17 protein-coding genes, 1 tRNA gene and 1 pseudogene are annotated in these 15,477 nt (G+C 60.8%); 14 read left to right on the forward strand and 5 right to left on the reverse strand.

What is annotated here, in order from left to right:
- Position 1 precedes the first annotated feature (1 nt).
- The 4 genes and pseudogenes from DQ397_RS03190 (at position 2) to DQ397_RS03205 (ending at position 3,457) form a co-directional block, all read left to right on the forward strand.
- Complete coding sequence (locus DQ397_RS03190; RefSeq protein WP_043214798.1) at positions 2 to 1,024, forward strand: LacI family DNA-binding transcriptional regulator; 1,023 nt, start codon at positions 2 to 4, stop codon at positions 1,022 to 1,024.
- A gap of 9 nt (positions 1,025 to 1,033) precedes the next feature.
- Positions 1,034 to 1,942, forward strand: a complete 909-nt coding sequence (gene rbsK, locus DQ397_RS03195; RefSeq protein ID WP_043214797.1) for a ribokinase — start codon at positions 1,034 to 1,036, stop codon at positions 1,940 to 1,942.
- Positions 1,939 to 2,337: a D-ribose pyranase gene (gene rbsD / locus DQ397_RS03200; protein WP_043214794.1), complete on the forward strand. Its 399-nt coding sequence runs from the start codon at positions 1,939 to 1,941 to the stop codon at positions 2,335 to 2,337. The genes rbsK and rbsD overlap by 4 nt, the downstream gene beginning before the upstream one ends.
- 113 nt (positions 2,338 to 2,450) lie before the next feature.
- Positions 2,451 to 3,457, forward strand: a pseudogene (locus tag DQ397_RS03205) (nucleoside hydrolase).
- On the opposite strand, the gene DQ397_RS03210 reads toward DQ397_RS03205, so the two are convergent.
- Positions 3,429 to 3,641: a hypothetical protein gene (locus DQ397_RS03210; RefSeq protein ID WP_043214792.1), complete on the reverse strand. Its 213-nt coding sequence runs from the start codon at positions 3,639 to 3,641 to the stop codon at positions 3,429 to 3,431. The pseudogene DQ397_RS03205 and the gene DQ397_RS03210 sit on opposite strands and share 29 nt — an antisense overlap.
- Positions 3,642 to 3,913: 272 nt before the next feature.
- Here DQ397_RS03210 and DQ397_RS03215 point away from each other — a divergent pair, with 272 nt between their 5' ends.
- A complete protein-coding gene (locus DQ397_RS03215) occupies positions 3,914 to 4,237 on the forward strand; it encodes an I78 family peptidase inhibitor (protein ID WP_070571896.1) in 324 nt (107 codons plus the stop codon).
- A 75-nt stretch (positions 4,238 to 4,312) separates the two neighbouring features.
- On the opposite strand, the gene DQ397_RS03220 is transcribed toward DQ397_RS03215, so the two are convergent.
- Positions 4,313 to 4,525: a cold-shock protein gene (locus DQ397_RS03220; RefSeq protein WP_070091905.1), complete on the reverse strand. Its 213-nt coding sequence runs from the start codon at positions 4,523 to 4,525 to the stop codon at positions 4,313 to 4,315.
- A 161-nt stretch (positions 4,526 to 4,686) separates the two neighbouring features.
- Positions 4,687 to 4,989 carry a hypothetical protein gene (locus tag DQ397_RS03225; protein ID WP_043215857.1) on the reverse strand — a complete coding sequence of 101 codons (303 nt, stop codon included), beginning with the start codon at positions 4,987 to 4,989 and terminating at the stop codon, positions 4,687 to 4,689.
- Positions 4,990 to 5,322: 333 nt separating this feature from the next.
- Between DQ397_RS03225 and thrS the strand changes: the two genes are divergently transcribed.
- From thrS to DQ397_RS03270, 9 genes are all read left to right on the forward strand, one after another.
- Positions 5,323 to 7,245: a threonine--tRNA ligase gene (thrS, locus tag DQ397_RS03230; protein WP_043215858.1), complete on the forward strand. Its 1,923-nt coding sequence runs from the start codon at positions 5,323 to 5,325 to the stop codon at positions 7,243 to 7,245.
- Positions 7,245 to 7,796, forward strand: coding sequence for a translation initiation factor IF-3 (gene infC, locus DQ397_RS03235; protein ID WP_170831750.1), 552 nt, complete (start codon positions 7,245 to 7,247; stop codon positions 7,794 to 7,796). The genes thrS and infC overlap by 1 nt, the downstream gene beginning before the upstream one ends.
- Before the next feature lie 60 nt (positions 7,797 to 7,856).
- Positions 7,857 to 8,051: a 50S ribosomal protein L35 gene (rpmI, locus tag DQ397_RS03240; protein WP_003250667.1), complete on the forward strand. Its 195-nt coding sequence runs from the start codon at positions 7,857 to 7,859 to the stop codon at positions 8,049 to 8,051.
- A gap of 28 nt (positions 8,052 to 8,079) precedes the next feature.
- Positions 8,080 to 8,436 carry a 50S ribosomal protein L20 gene (gene rplT, locus DQ397_RS03245; RefSeq protein WP_003250671.1) on the forward strand — a complete coding sequence of 119 codons (357 nt, stop codon included), beginning with the start codon at positions 8,080 to 8,082 and terminating at the stop codon, positions 8,434 to 8,436.
- 111 nt (positions 8,437 to 8,547) lie between these two features.
- A complete protein-coding gene (pheS, locus tag DQ397_RS03250; protein ID WP_043215859.1) occupies positions 8,548 to 9,564 on the forward strand; it encodes a phenylalanine--tRNA ligase subunit alpha in 1,017 nt (338 codons plus the stop codon).
- Positions 9,565 to 9,595: 31 nt separating this feature from the next.
- Entirely contained in the window at positions 9,596 to 11,977 is a 2,382-nt protein-coding gene (gene pheT / locus DQ397_RS03255; RefSeq protein ID WP_148921469.1) for a phenylalanine--tRNA ligase subunit beta, read from the forward strand.
- 3 nt (positions 11,978 to 11,980) lie between these two features.
- Entirely contained in the window at positions 11,981 to 12,283 is a 303-nt protein-coding gene (ihfA, locus tag DQ397_RS03260) for an integration host factor subunit alpha (RefSeq protein WP_003250679.1), read from the forward strand.
- Positions 12,264 to 12,620 carry a MerR family transcriptional regulator gene (locus tag DQ397_RS03265; protein WP_043213594.1) on the forward strand — a complete coding sequence of 119 codons (357 nt, stop codon included), beginning with the start codon at positions 12,264 to 12,266 and terminating at the stop codon, positions 12,618 to 12,620. Before ihfA ends, DQ397_RS03265 begins: the two co-directional genes overlap by 20 nt.
- 100 nt (positions 12,621 to 12,720) lie before the next feature.
- Positions 12,721 to 12,797: transfer RNA gene (locus DQ397_RS03270), tRNA-Pro, on the forward strand.
- Between the two features lie 253 nt (positions 12,798 to 13,050).
- On the opposite strand, the gene DQ397_RS03275 is transcribed toward DQ397_RS03270, so the two are convergent.
- Both DQ397_RS03275 and DQ397_RS03280 read right to left on the reverse strand, forming a co-directional pair.
- Positions 13,051 to 14,964, reverse strand: coding sequence for a DUF2075 domain-containing protein (locus tag DQ397_RS03275; protein WP_052352484.1), 1,914 nt, complete (start codon positions 14,962 to 14,964; stop codon positions 13,051 to 13,053).
- A gap of 28 nt (positions 14,965 to 14,992) precedes the next feature.
- Positions 14,993 to 15,376, reverse strand: a complete 384-nt coding sequence (locus DQ397_RS03280; RefSeq protein WP_043213598.1) for a nucleotide pyrophosphohydrolase — start codon at positions 15,374 to 15,376, stop codon at positions 14,993 to 14,995.
- Positions 15,377 to 15,477: the final 101 nt, after the last annotated feature.

The raw sequence follows: 15,477 nt of genomic DNA on the forward strand, positions 1-15,477 counted from the left end.
CATGGCAACCATCAAAGACGTCGCGGCATTGGCAGGTATTTCCTATACCACCGTGTCCCATGTACTGAACAAGACCCGCCCGGTCAGCGAGCATGTGCGCCTGAAGGTCGAGGCGGCCATCGCCGAGCTCGACTACGTGCCCAGCGCCGTGGCCCGTTCGCTCAAGGCCCGCAGCACCGCCACCATCGGCCTGCTGGTGCCCAACAGCGTCAACCCGTACTTCGCCGAGTTGGCCCGGGGTATCGAGGACGGCTGCGAGCGCAATGGCTATTGCGTGATCCTCTGCAACTCCGACGACAATCCGCAAAAGCAGCGCAGCTACCTTCGGGTCTTGCTGGAAAAGCGCATCGACGGCCTGATCGTCGCCTCGGTCGGCCAGGACAGCGACCTGCTGGAAAGCCTGGCCTGCGTGCGCACGCCAATGGTCATCGTCGATCGCGCCCTGGATGGCATCGATGCCGACCTGGTTCGCATCGACCACGAACAGGGCGGCTACCTCGCCACCCGGCACCTGCTGGACCTGGGCCATCGCGACATCGCCTGCATCGGCGGGCCGGCCGACTCAGGGCCTGCCCAGTTACGCCTGGCGGGCTACCGTCGGGCCATGGCCGAGCAGGGCGTGGCGGAGGGTGAAAATCGCATTCTGCACAGTGACTTCAGCAGCCCCGGTGGCTACGACGCCGCGGTGCACCTGCTCGACGGCCCGCGGCCCACGGCGATCTTCGCCGGCAACGACATGATCGGTTTTGGCGTGTTGCGTGCGGCGGCCGAGCGCAACATCCACGTGCCGGGCGAGTTGTCGGTGGTCGGCTTCGACGACATCGAGCTCAGCCGCTACGTGTACCCGCCGTTGACCACGGTCGGCCAGTCGATCCGCGAGCTCGGCGAAAGCGCCGCGCAGCTGCTGCTCTCGCGCATCGCCACCCCCCGCAGCGGCGGCGTGGAGCAGCGCATCGTCGCCCCGCGCATCGTGCTGCGTGAATCCACCGGGCCGCGCCCGGACCTGTTCAATGATTACCGCTAAGGAGTGACCATGAGCGCCAAGGTCGTGGTGGTCGGCAGTCTCAACATGGACTTGGTGGCCCGCACCCAGCGTTTGCCCCGGCCCGGCGAGACGCTGGCCGGCGACAGCTTCTTCACCGTGCCCGGCGGCAAGGGCGCCAACCAGGCGGTGGCCGTGGCTCGGCTTGGGGCCAGGGTGGCCATGGTCGGCAACGTGGGCGACGACGCCTATGGCCAGCAACTGCGCAAGGCCCTGGAGCAGGAGGGCATCGATTGCCAGGCGGTGGGCGTATGCCCAGGTGTCTCCAGCGGCGTGGCGCTGATCATGGTCGATGCCGCCAGCCAGAACTCCATCGTCATCATCCCCGGCGGCAACGGCCAGCTGACGCCGGCGTCCGTGCAGCGTTTCGACGCTCTGTTGCAAGCGGCCGAGGTGATCATCTGCCAGCTGGAAGTGCCCATGACCACGGTGGCCTGGACGCTGGCCCGTGGGCGTGAACTGGGCAAGACAGTGATCCTCAACCCCGCGCCTGCCACCGGCCCGCTGCCGTCGGACTGGTTCGCCCATATCGATTACCTCACGCCCAACGAGAGCGAGGCCGAAGCCTTGACCGGGCTGCCGGTGAACGACATCGACAGTGCACGCCGCGCCGGTGAACGGCTGTTGCAGCTGGGCGCGGGCAAGGTGATCGTCACGCTGGGGGCGCAGGGTGCGTTGTTCCTCAGCCCTGCGGGTAGCCGGCATTTTCCCGCCCCGGTGGTCAAGCCCGTGGATACCACCGCGGCAGGGGATACCTTCATCGGCGGCTTCGCTGCCGGCCTGGTGCGCGGATTGGAGGAGGGCGAGGCCATCGCCTTCGGCCAGCGGGCCGCGGCGTTGTCGGTGACCCGCGTGGGCGCCCAGCCTTCGATTCCCTATTTGGCGGAGCTTGCGCCATGAAGAAGACCGGATTGTTGAACGTGGCGTTGTCCAGGGTGGTCGCCGGGCTGGGCCACGGTGACATCCTGGTGATCGGCGATGCCGGGCTGCCGGTGCCGCCGGGCGTAGAACTGATCGATCTAGCCGTGACCCCCGGTGTGCCGGATTTCGCCAGTGTGTTGCAGGCGGTGCTGGGAGAGATGCAAGTGGAGCGGCATGTGCTGGCCGAGCAGATGCTCGAGGTAGCGCCGCCAGCCTTGGCGCAGGTACAGGGGCTGCAAGGACAGCTGGGCGTGCGCGAGCTGCTGAGCCATCAAGCGTTCAAAGAGTTGTGCCGCCAGGCCAAGGCCGTGGTGCGAACCGGGGAGTGCAAACCCTACAGCAACATCGCGCTAGTGGCGGGTGTCACGTTCTGAGGTCAAGGCCCACTCGCGGGTAAACCCGGTCCTGCGCCGAACCCTGTGGGAGCGGGTTTACCCACGAAAGGCCGCAACGCGGCCCCACTATCGAAGGCAACAAGGAGTGCCCTATGTTCAAACACCTCCTCAAAGGAGTCGTCCTCATGTCAGCCGTGGCCACCACCTCCCTCCAGGCCGCTACGCGGGATGTGATCATCGACACCGACCCGGGTGCCGACGACGTCGTCGCGCTGCTGCTCGCCATGGCCTCGCCGAGGACTTGAACATTCGCGCCATCACCACCGTGGCCGGCAACGTGCGTCTGGACAAGACCTCACGCAACGCTCGCCTCGCGCGGGAATGGGCTGGGCGCGAAGACATCCCGGTCTACGCCGGGGCAGGGCGCCCGCTGGTGCGCAAGCCGATCTACGCTGACGATATCCATGGTCGGGAGGGCCTGGAAGGGGTGAAGGTCCACGAGCCCAAACAGGGGCTGGCCCAGGGCAATGCCGTGCAGTACCTGGTCGATACGCTGTCCCACGCCGAGCCTCGCAGCATCACCCTGGCCATGCTCGGCCCGCAGACCAACCTGGCCCTGGCGTTGATCCAGAAGCCCGAGATCGCCAAAAGCATCAAGGAAGTGGTGGTAATGGGTGGTGCTCACTTCAATGGCGGCAACATCACCCCGGTGGCCGAGTTCAACCTCTACGCCGACCCCCATGCTGCGCAGGTGGTGCTGGCCAGCGGCGTCAAGCTGACCTACGTGCCCCTGGACCTGACCCACAAGGTGATCACCAGTGAAGCGCGCTTCAAGCAGTTGGCAGCCATCAACAATCAGGCCAGCCAGCGTGTGGTGGATATCCTCGACGCCTACGTCAAGCACGACATGGACCTGTACGGGATGCCCGGAGGCCCGGTGCACGATGCCAGTGTCATCGCCTACCTGATCAAGCCCGAGCTGTTCAGCGGCAGGCGGGCCCACCTGGAGGTCGACAGCCGTGAAGGCCCGACCTTTGGCCAGACCGTCGTTGACTGGTACGCGGTGCTCAAGCGTCCGGCCAATGTGCTGTGGCTGAACGAGGGCGATGCCCAGGGCTTCTTCGACCTGCTCAGCGAGCGCTTGGCTCGATTGCAATAGCGGCGTGCGGGGCGTAGCGCTCGAATACCTGCTCGATGAAGCTGCGCGCTGCTTCGCTGCCGCGGTCGCGGACCAACAAGTCGATGGCGATCAGCAGCAGTTCTTCGGGGGTGCTGGGGCTGTAGGCGCTCTGGCCCTCGGCCCATTTGACCTTGATGTCGGCGTCGATGCTGTGGCTGCTCATGGGAGGCTCTCGTGGCAAGCCTGGGCTAAGGGGCGAACACCGGACCCTGGCGTTCGAAGGGAGGCGTGCTGCGCTCCGGTTGTTGCAGTAAATCATGCCTTTGCATTCGTCGCACGACCGCTGGCGAATAAACCGCCAGGCGTACGGCGCAAAATCCAGTCACGATTCCCTTTCGCCATCAGGGGCCGGTTCAGGCAGACTTGCCCGGTTTTGCAACAAAAGTTGAGCGGAGCTGTCGCATGAGACAGTTCCCATGATGATTAGGAGGATTCATGTTCCGTACCCGTGCTTACCTGGCGACCTTGCTGGCGGCTGCAGTCCTGGCAGGTTGCAGCACAGGCGGTTCTTCCAGCGGTGGCGACAAGGCCCCAGGCACCTCGGCCGATAACGGCGGTCGCTGCGAGGCCAGCGGTGCCGACTTCACCATCGGCAAACAGGCCACCCCGGCGCTGCTGGAGCAGGCACGCAAGGCCAGCGGTTCGCAACTGGCACGTATCCTCAAGCCCCACGATGTAATCACCCTGGAATACCGCTCCGAGCGGCTGAACCTGAACGTCGATGACAAAGGCGTGGTGACCCGCGTTAACTGCGGTTGAGGTTTCGCCTGCGACAAAAGCGAACACCCACAAAAAACCCGCCATGAAGGCGGGTTTTTTGTATTCGTATCCGAATTACTCCGGACGAACCTGCGCAGCCTGCATGCCCTTCTGACCGCGTTCGGCAACGAAGGAAACGGACTGGCCTTCTTTCAGGCTCTTGAAGCCGTCGGTTTCGATGGCCTTGAAGTGTACGAACAGGTCGTCGCCGCCGCCTGCTGGGGTGATGAAGCCGTAGCCTTTTTCATCATTGAACCATTTGACGGTGCCGTTTTGGCGATTGGACATGGGGTGAATCTCCAGAAACATGGTTTTTTTTCGAGGTGCGATGTTGCCGAGGCTACGCAGCACCGGCGACATCATAGTCTAATTCTGCGTATCTAGCGCCTGTTACCTTCGCAGGATACTGATCCACGGCAAATAATGCGTGCATCGCCCCGCAAAAAGGCTCAGCTCTTAGGTGCGCAGGCCTGACGTACCACGGTTTGCGCCCGCTGCATCAGCTTGGCGTCGACACCGTCCTTGCTGTCCAGGTCTTCGATTTCCGCCTTGGTGAAGTTCTTCTCGATCGCATCAGCGCCGCACTTGCAGTGCTGGTCCGCCGTTTTCGCATCGACACCTTGAGCCGACGCCACCTGGACGCACTGCTCCATGTAGGCGCCTTTCTTGCCGGCAGGCCACTCGGCATGTGCCGCCAGGGGCAGCAGCAGGGCGCTGGCGGCGGTCAGGGCCAGAAGAGACTGAAGTCGCATAACCACACACTCCTTGGGTTGGATCTCATCAAGAGTAGGATGCTTCAGAAACTCTGAGGTGGAATTTTCCGAACAAGTTCACCCAGACGGCTTAATTTCCAAATATTTCTGCCTGCCGCCCAAGCCGCGTGCTAGCATGCTCGGCTTGCAGCTGCACCCTGGCAGCTGTTTTCCATTTTTCTTTCCAGTCACTCTGGTTCGTCCCTGGTTGGCCGAAAGGCTCCTGCCACTGTGAGGCAGGCTTTCCCGCGGGAAAGGCAGGTCGGATCTTGTACTGGCTCATCCCAACCCATGTGACCTTTGGTAGGGGTCACCACTAGGAGAGGAGGCGCCATGCCCGTAATTACTCTTCCCGATGGCAGTCAACGTACGTTCGACAAGGCCGTCACCGTTGCCGAAGTCGCCGCCTCCATTGGCGCGGGCCTCGCCAAGGCCACGCTGGCCGGCAAGGTCGATGGCAAGCTGGTCGACGCCTGCGACCTGATCGAGAACGACGCCACGCTGCAGATCATCACCCCTAAAGATGAAGAGGGACTGGAGATCATCCGTCACTCGTGCGCCCACCTGGTCGGCCACGCAGTGAAACAGCTATACCCGACCGCCAAGATGGTGATCGGCCCGGTGATCGACGAAGGCTTCTACTACGACATCGCCTACGAGCGCCCCTTCACCCCAGAAGACATGGCCGCTATCGAACAGCGCATGCAACAGCTGATCGACAAGGACTACGACGTCATCAAGAAGATGACCCCGCGCGCCGAAGTCATCGACGTGTTCAAGAGCCGTGGCGAAGACTACAAGCTGCGCCTGGTCGAGGACATGCCGGACGAACAGGCCATGGGCCTGTACTACCACGAAGAATATGTCGACATGTGCCGTGGCCCTCACGTGCCGAACACCCGTTTCCTCAAGGCCTTCAAGCTGACCAAGCTGTCTGGCGCCTACTGGCGCGGCGATGCCAAGAACGAGCAGCTGCAGCGCGTGTACGGCACCGCCTGGGCTGACAAGAAGCAACTGGCTGCCTACATCCAGCGCATCGAAGAAGCCGAAAAGCGCGACCACCGCAAGATCGGCAAGCAGCTGGACCTCTTCCACCTGCAGGAAGAAGCCCCGGGCATGGTCTTCTGGCACCCGGCCGGCTGGACCGTCTATCAGGTGCTCGAGCAGTACATGCGCGGCGTGCAGCGCGAAAACGGCTACCTGGAGATCAAGACGCCGCAGGTCGTCGACCGCATCCTCTGGGAGCGTTCCGGCCACTGGTCCAACTACGCCGAGAACATGTTCACCACTTCGTCGGAAAGTCGCGATTTCGCGGTAAAACCGATGAACTGCCCGTGCCACGTACAGGTGTTCAACCAAGGCCTGAAGTCCTACCGTGACCTGCCGCTGCGCCTGGCCGAGTTCGGTGCCTGCCACCGTAACGAGCCGTCCGGCGCCCTGCACGGCATCATGCGTGTGCGTGGCTTCACCCAGGACGACGCCCACATCTTCTGCACCGAAGATCAGGTGAAGAAAGAAGCGGCCGACTTCATCAAGCTGACCCTGGATGTCTACAAGGACTTCGGTTTCACCGACATCGCCATGAAGCTCTCGACCCGTCCCGCCAAGCGTGTGGGCTCCGAAGAGCTGTGGGACCGCGCCGAAGGCGCCCTGGCCGATGCGCTGAACGAGTCGGGCCTGGAGTGGGAATACCAGCCGGGCGAGGGCGCTTTCTACGGTCCGAAGATCGAATTCACCCTGCGTGACTGCCTTGGCCGTAACTGGCAGTGCGGCACCCTGCAGTACGATCCGAACCTGCCGGAGCGTCTGGATGCCAGCTATATCGCCGAAGATAACAACCGTAAGCGCCCGGTCATGTTGCATCGTGCGATCCTCGGTTCCTTCGAGCGCTTCATCGGCATGCTGATCGAGCACTACGCGGGGGTATTCCCGGCGTGGCTGGCCCCGACCCAGGCGGTGATCATGAACATCACCGACAAGCAGGCCGATTTCGCACTCGAAGTGGAAAAATCCCTCAATGGGGCTGGTTTCCGTGCCAAGTCCGACTTGAGAAATGAGAAGATCGGCTTTAAAATCCGCGAGCATACTTTGCTCAAGGTCCCATACCTTCTGGTTATAGGGGACCGCGAAGTCGAAACGCAGACCGTTGCAGTGCGTACCCGTGATGGCAAAGACCTGGGCTCCATGCCCGTCTCCCAATTCACCCAACTGCTCGCTGACGCCGTGGCTCAGCGCGGTCGCCTAGAATCGGAGTAATGACTATTAAGCGTGAAATGAGAAACGATAAACGAACTGCACCGAAAGCCCCGATCAACGAGAATATCTCGGCACGCGAGGTTCGGTTAATTGGCGCTGACGGCGAGCAGATTGGCATCGTCTCGATTGATGAAGCGCTGCGTATCGCTGATGAAGCGAAGCTGGATCTGGTGGAGATCTCTGCAGACGCGCAACCGCCTGTCTGCAAGGTCATGGACTACGGCAAGCACCTCTTCGAGAAGAAGAAGCAGGCCAACGAAGCCAAGAAAAACCAGAAGCAGATCCAGATCAAAGAAATCAAGTTTCGTCCAGGGACGGAAGAAGGGGATTACCAGGTAAAACTACGCAACCTGGTACGTTTCCTTAGCGATGGGGACAAGGCCAAGATCTCTCTGAGATTCCGCGGCCGTGAGATGGCCCACCAGGAGCTGGGCATGGAGCTGTTGAAGCGGGTCGAAGCTGACCTCGCCGAATACGGCACCGTTGAGCAGCATCCGAAGATGGAAGGACGCCAGCTTATGATGGTCATCGCCCCCAAAAAGAAGAAGTAATCTCCCGGGCACGGCAGGCCTGATGATTATGTGTAATTTTATCGAATGCGGAGTTCCAACATGCCAAAAATGAAAACCAAGAGCGGTGCTGCGAAGCGTTTCCTGAAAACCGCTTCCGGCTTCAAGCACAAGCACGCTTTCAAGAGCCACATCCTGACCAAAATGTCGACCAAGCGTAAGCGTCAACTGCGCGGTGCCAGCCTGCTGCACCCGTCTGACGTGGCAAAAGTCGAGCGCATGCTGCGCGTACGTTAATTCTGGTCAACGATAGAGGAAGTTACTCATGGCTCGTGTAAAGCGTGGCGTCATCGCTCGTAAGCGTCACAAGAAAATTCTGAAACTGGCTAAAGGCTACTACGGTGCACGCTCGCGCGTATTCCGCGTTGCCAAGCAGGCTGTCATCAAGGCTGGCCAATACGCCTACCGTGACCGTCGCCAGAAGAAGCGTCAGTTCCGCGCTCTGTGGATCGCTCGTATCAACGCCGGTGCCCGCACCAACGGTCTGTCCTACAGCCGTCTGATCGCTGGCCTGAAGAAAGCGTCGATCGAAATCGACCGCAAGGTTCTGGCCGACCTGGCAGTGAACGAAAAAGCGGCGTTTGCTGCGATTGTCGAGAAAGCTAAAGCCGTCCTGGCTTAAGTACCCACGACAATCATCCGGCGGCGCTTTGCGTCGTCGGGTGTAAAACGTCATCGATAGGGGAAGAGCCTTCAAAAGCTCTTCCCCTATTTTCGTATCTGGAGTCTGTACATGGAAAACCTGGACGCGCTGGTTGCCCAAGCCCTCGAGGCCGTGGAACGCGCTGAAGACATCACTACCCTGGAACAGATCCGGGTCCAATACCTCGGCAAGAAAGGCGAGCTGACCCAGGTGATGAAGACCCTGGGCAACCTGCCAGCCGAAGAGCGCCCGAAAGTCGGCGCGCTGATCAACGACGCCAAAGAGCGCGTCACCGACGTGCTCAACGCACGCAAGGCTGCCTTCGAAGAAGCCGAGCTCAACGCTCGCCTGGCCGCCGAATGCATCGACGTGACCCTGCCAGGCCGTGGCCAGACCACCGGCGGGCTGCACCCGATCACCCGTACCCTCGAGCGCATCGAGCAGTTCTTCACCCACATCGGCTACGGCATCGCCGAAGGCCCTGAGGTCGAAGACGACTACCACAACTTCGAAGCGCTCAACATCCCCGGCCATCACCCGGCCCGGGCGATGCACGACACCTTCTACTTCAATGCCAACATGCTGCTGCGCACCCACACTTCGCCTGTGCAGGTGCGGACCATGGAGTCCAGCCAGCCGCCGATCCGCATTGTCTGCCCGGGCCGCGTCTATCGCTGCGACTCGGACATTACCCACTCGCCGATGTTCCACCAGGTCGAAGGCCTGCTGGTCGATCGCGGCATCAACTTCGCCGACCTCAAGGGCACCATCGAAGAGTTCCTGCGCGTGTTCTTCGAAAAAGAACTGGCGGTACGCTTCCGTCCGTCGTTCTTCCCCTTCACCGAGCCTTCGGCTGAAGTCGACATCCAGTGCGTGATGTGCTCCGGCAATGGCTGCCGCGTGTGCAAGCAGACCGGCTGGCTCGAAGTCATGGGTTGCGGCATGGTCCACCCGAACGTGCTGCGCATGTCCGGCATCGACCCGGAAGAGTTCCAGGGCTTCGCCTTCGGCATGGGCGCCGAGCGCCTGGCCATGCTGCGCTATGGCGTCAACGATTTGCGTCTGTTCTTCGACAACGACCTGCGGTTCCTCGCCCAATTCCGCTAGGCCCAATCGACGCACTTTCTAGGAGAACAGCATGAAATTCAGTGAACAGTGGCTGCGCGGTTGGGTAAACCCGCAAGTCTCCCGTGACGAACTGGTCGCCCGCCTGTCCATGGCCGGCCTTGAAGTAGACAGCGTGACCCCCGCTGCCGGCCAGTTCAGCGGCATCGTGGTGGGCGAGATCCTCGCCACCGAACAACACCCGGACGCCGACAAGCTGCGCGTGTGCCAGGTGAGCAACGGCCAGGAAACCTTCCAGGTCGTCTGCGGCGCTCCGAACGCGCGCCCAGGCATCAAGATCCCGTTCGCCATGATCGGCGCCGAATTGCCGGGCGACTTCAAGATCAAGAAGGCCAAGCTGCGCGGCGTCGAGTCCTTCGGCATGCTGTGCTCGGCCGCCGAGCTGCAGATCAGCGAAGAGAACGACGGCCTGCTGGAACTGGCGGCTGACGCCCCGGTCGGCGAAGACATTCGCCAGTACCTGAACCTGGACGACGCCAGCATCGAAATCGGCCTGACCCCGAACCGCGGCGACTGCCTGTCCATCGCAGGCCTGGCCCGCGACGTCAGCGCCCTGTACGACGTGCCGGTCACCCGTCCTCAAGTGCCTGCCGTTGCCCCGGCCCACGACGAAGTGCGCCCGGTTGAAGTCTGCGCGCCGGCGGCCTGTCCACGGTACCTGGGCCGCGTCATCCGCAACGTCGACCTGAGCAAGCCGACCCCGCTGTGGATGGTCGAGCGCCTGCGCCGTAGCGACGTGCGCAGCATCGACGCCGCTGTCGACATCACCAACTACGTGATGCTCGAACTCGGCCAGCCGATGCACGCCTTCGACCTCGCCGAAATCAACGGCGGCATCCGCGTACGCATGGCCGAGGAGGGCGAGAAGCTCGTCCTGCTGGACGGCCAGGAAGTCGCCCTGCGTGCCGACACCTTGGTCATCGCCGACCACACCCGCGCCCTGGCCATCGCCGGCGTCATGGGTGGCGAACACAGCGGCGTGAATACCGAGAAGACCCGCGATCTGTTCTTGGAAAGCGCCTTCTTCGAGCCGATTTCCGTCGCAGGCAAGGCCCGTTCCTACGGTCTGCACACCGATGCCTCGCACCGCTATGAGCGCGGCGTCGATTCGCAACTGGCCCGTGAAGCCATGGAGCGCGCCACCGCCCTGGTCCTCGAGATCGTCGGCGGCGAAGCCGGCCCCATCGTCGAGGCCGTGAGCGAGCAGCACCTGCCGAAGGTCGCGCCGGTCACCCTGCGCGCCGACCGCATCAACCAGATGCTTGGCATGGACATGGACGCTGCCCAGGTCGAGCAACTGCTCAACGCCCTGGAGCTGAAAACCAGCGCTGATGGGGCAGGGCAGTGGACTGTCGAAGTCCCAAGCCACCGCTTCGACATCAGCCTCGAAGTCGACCTGATCGAAGAGCTGGCCCGCCTGTACGGCTACAACAACCTGCCGGTCCGCTACCCGCAAGCCCGCCTGGCTCCGCAGACCCGCCCGGAAGCCCGTGGCGAGCTGCCGACCCTGCGCCGCCTGCTGGTCGCCCGCGGCTATCAGGAAGCCATCACCTACAGCTTCATCGACCCGAAACTGTTCGAGCTGTTCACCCCCGGCGTCGAGCCGCTGCTGCTGGCCAACCCTATCTCCAGCGACATGGCCGCCATGCGCGCGTCCCTGTGGCCGGGCCTGGTCAAGGCGCTGCAGCACAACCTCAACCGCCAGCAGGACCGCGTACGCCTGTTCGAAAGCGGCCTGCGCTTCGTCGGCCAGCTGGGCGACCTCAAGCAGCAGCCGATGATCGCCGGCGTCGCCACGGGCAGCCGCCTGCCGGAAGGCTGGGCGAACGGCCGTGACAGCCTCGACTTCTTCGACGTGAAAGCCGACGTGGAAGCCCTGCTGGGCTACTCGGGCGCCCTGGACGACTTCACGTTCGTCGCCGGCAAGCACCCAGCCCTCCACCCTGGCCAGACCGCCCGCATCGAGCGCGACGGCAAGGAAGTCGGCTACATCGGCGCTATCCACCCAGAGCTCGCCAAGACCCTGGGCCTGGAGCGTCCGGTGTTCGTCTTCGAGCTGGTACTGGGCGACGTGGTCGAAGGCCGCCTGCCGAAGTTCAGCGAACTGTCCAAGTTCCCAGAAGTGAGGCGTGACCTGGCTTTGATCGCAGGACGTGATGTTGCTTCTAGCTCCGTGCTTGAAGTAATTCGTGACAATGCGGGCGAATGGCTCACAGACCTCAGGCTGTTTGACGTCTACCAAGGTAAAGGCATTGATCCTGATAGAAAAAGCCTGGCCGTCGGCTTGACCTGGCAGCATCCATCGCGCACTCTTAACGACGATGAGGTGAACACTACCCTGCAAAACATCCTCACCTCGCTTGAACAAAGGTTGAACACCACGTTAAGGAAATAGCGTATGGGTGCTCTGACGAAAGCTGAGATGGCCGAAAGGCTGTACGAGGAGCTGGGGCTCAACAAGAGAGAGGCCAAGGAGCTGGTCGAGCTGTTTTTCGAAGAAATTCGGCACGCACTTGAAGAGAACGAGCAGGTCAAGCTGTCCGGTTTCGGCAACTTCGACCTTCGCGACAAACGCCAGCGGCCGGGCCGCAACCCCAAGACAGGGGAAGAGATCCCGATCACCGCTCGCCGCGTCGTCACCTTTCGTCCAGGGCAGAAACTGAAAGCCCGGGTTGAGGCCTATGCTGGAACCAAGCCATAACGACGAGCTGCCCCCCATTCCGGGCAAGCGCTACTTCACCATCGGTGAGGTCAGTGAGCTCTGTGCGGTAAAACCGCACGTGCTGCGTTATTGGGAACAGGAGTTCCCGCAACTCAACCCGGTCAAGCGCCGCGGTAACCGGCGGTATTACCAGCGCCAAGACGTGCTGATGATCCGCCAGATCCGCGCGCTGCTGTATGACCAGGGCTTCACCATCGGCGGGGCGCGACTGCGCCTCTCCAGTGACGAGGCCAAGGATGACACTACCCAGTACAAGCAACTGATCCGGCAGATGATTGCCGAGTTGGAGGATGTGTTGGTGGTGTTGAAGAAGTGAACCGAACCCGATGAATGGAAAGTTTTTTGAAAAAAAGCTTCCATTATTCAAAAGGTTAGGGTAGATTCTTCACCGTTCTCAGCAATATCGAGAATGATGTCGGGGCGTAGCGCAGCCCGGTAGCGCACTTGCATGGGGTGCAAGGGGTCGAGTGTTCGAATCACTCCGTCCCGACCAAAAATCCCTAGAAAATCCAGTCACCGCGAGGTGACTGGATTTTTTTATGTCTGGTGGTTTTCGAGTGCCTCGGGAGACTGGGCGGCACGGCGAGTGGTGATCAGCTTGGATGAGTAGCGATTGCTCGTAGAGGAAGTCAATTTCAGGGCTTTGGGCGAAACTAGGAGCGATTCAGTTTCATTTAATGAGGCTTAAGCTTTATGCCAGCGGATCGTCATGACTTGATCCGCAGTTGGCAAGCCAAGGTTATACGTTACGCCATCGAGGCAGTGGGTTGCCGTAGCGCGGAGGCGTTGACCTCCAGTTCCACTGACATCGAGCGCTCCTGGAAGTACCGTGCAGTCTGCTCATCCGTGCAGTACAGGTAACACCCCTTCATCCCGCGTGTCATCAGAGTGCGGTAGGTGTTCTTGATGATCAGGTCGACCAGCTTACGGGTCTCTTCCGGCTCAGACTTCATGCGAGTCTTGTAACCCCGAATCGAGCGATCCTGCTTATCGCGCATTTCCGGTGCGGTGACGACTCGGCCATTCCTGATAACCAGGTCCGGCCCGATGATCACGCCGATATAGTCCACTTCCAGCCCTTGGCAGGTATGGATACACCCCACTTGCTCAATCGAGTTTTCGGCGATGATCCAAAGGCTACCGTCCTGGTCGAGATTCCATTTACGCCGATAATTTTCACCGATCACGATGTCGTAGGCAGACGCCTGCTTTTTGCTGCTCCAGGGCCAGCAGTAACCGGCCACTACGCGGGATTTGTTTTGGCTGTTCTTCTCTCGAATGGCTTCATGTAGCGCTTCAGGTGTTTCGAATACCTTGAACTCGTAGGTGCTTGTATCGAGATGGCGGTTGGCGGTATTTCGAATCTCCAGTACATCATCGAGCCAAGCGAGGTATCCATCCGAACCGTTGCATCGGAACTGTGAGGCCAGGCTGTATTCTTCGACCTCGGCGCCCTTGGCTTTGGCAAATGCACGAATGGCTTCGCGGCTGCCTATATCGCTCAGGGTTACACGCTGGTCTTCGTCGATAAAGAAGATCGTGCACTTGGAGGAATTGATCAGTTCCTTGATCTGGTTCTCGCCGAGGTTGCCATACAGCCCGCTTTTTTCGTTGAGGCGGTGGGCTTCGTCCACGACCAGGAAATCGTAGGTGTTCGCTTCGGTATCGACGAACGCGCCGGAGCCAGTAAACATGTGAGAGAAGCGGCTGCGAGTGATGGAGCCGGCAAGCTTGCTCTCATAGACCTTACGCGGTGCAGCATTCTTCGACACGTACTTACCGACCAGACCATGGCTGGTGAGTTTGACTAACAGATTGAGCGCCACCACGGTTTTACCGGTGCCGGGCCCTCCTTCAATGATGACGACTCTGGGATGCTCTGCGGACGAGGCTGTACCAGCGGCGGCAGCGGCTTCGAATACTTCTTTCTGGTCGTCGATCAGAATGAATTCGGGCTGCGCTTTGAGTAAGCCTTTCAACGAGTCGGCCAACGCTTTTGAAGGCCGGATCGGGCTGGCCATCAGGTCATGCAGCACGCTGTTCTCATCACCCATGGCGATGTGCTGCTTGATATAGGTGCGCATGCGAGCGAGCTCTTCTTTACCTTTGAGGAAGAGCGGGGCCTTACTGATGTAGTCCTGATAATGGTGGGCATCGATCATGCCATCGCCTACGTAGTTGTGCAGGTAGGCGCATGCATTGACTTGGATGCCGCCGGAATATACTGCTTCGTTGAAGCCTTCTAGCAACGAGGCGTACGACCAAGCTTGGTAAGACGGATGAACTGTTTCACGTAGACCGCCGCCCAGCGCCGTTTTGACGATAGCGTCCTTACCCGTCGCCTTGGCCGAACTCCACTGCTTGAGTTCAACCAACAGGGCATTGCGTTGCCCTTGGGCGTTATACCCGGTGAGGGTGATGTCGATGCGCTTGGAGGTTTGGGGAATGTGCAGCTCAATCGCTACCCCCATGTCATCCGGGATCTCGGTATCGCGCAGTACCTTCGCCATGGCGCCGAGGGAGTTCTTCCAGGCGTTCATCTCCGCAACGGCCACGGCTTTGCCGGTCGCAGTTTTGAAGCTCTGTAAGATCACGTCTTCGATGTCATCGTTATCGTTGTCGTGCAAAAACCGTACTTTGGTCGCTTCGTAAACGATCAAGGCCTTTCTTCCTTATTCAAGGCTGCAATCAGAGCTGGTCGTATTTCTTGGCGGTATCCCGAGCCTTATCGACGGGGTATTTTTCGCCGTTGATTCGCAGCTTGTTTTGCACGGCAGCATTGAGGTCGACGCCCAGGACCGATGCCAGGCGCACCAGATACATCAGCACGTCGGCCAACTCGTCTTGAACTGCTTGGCCGGTCTCGGGCGAGCGAGCGGCAGACTTCGATGCTTCCTCGGTCAGCCATTGGAATATCTCGTTCAGCTCTCCCACTTCGCCGTTCAGCGCCATGACCAGATTTTTGGGCGAGTGGAACTGAGCCCAATTGCGGTCAGTGGCGAACTGCTCAAGCGCCTGTGCGAGTTGGCTGACTTCGACGAGTTTGGGCGAGGAGGGAGTTTGGGCTGTCACGGATGCTTCCTGTGGTGTCGAGCAGGCGAACAGGGCGGGCGTGCCATCGTTTCGCCTTTTTTACGTATGCTCGACACCTTACTTCCTTCAGACTGAATGAG

Origin of the sequence: Pseudomonas sp. CK-NBRI-02 (genome assembly GCF_008124495.1) — a bacterium.
In the GTDB taxonomy this organism is placed as follows: Bacteria; Pseudomonadota; Gammaproteobacteria; order Pseudomonadales; family Pseudomonadaceae; genus Aquipseudomonas; species Aquipseudomonas guariconensis.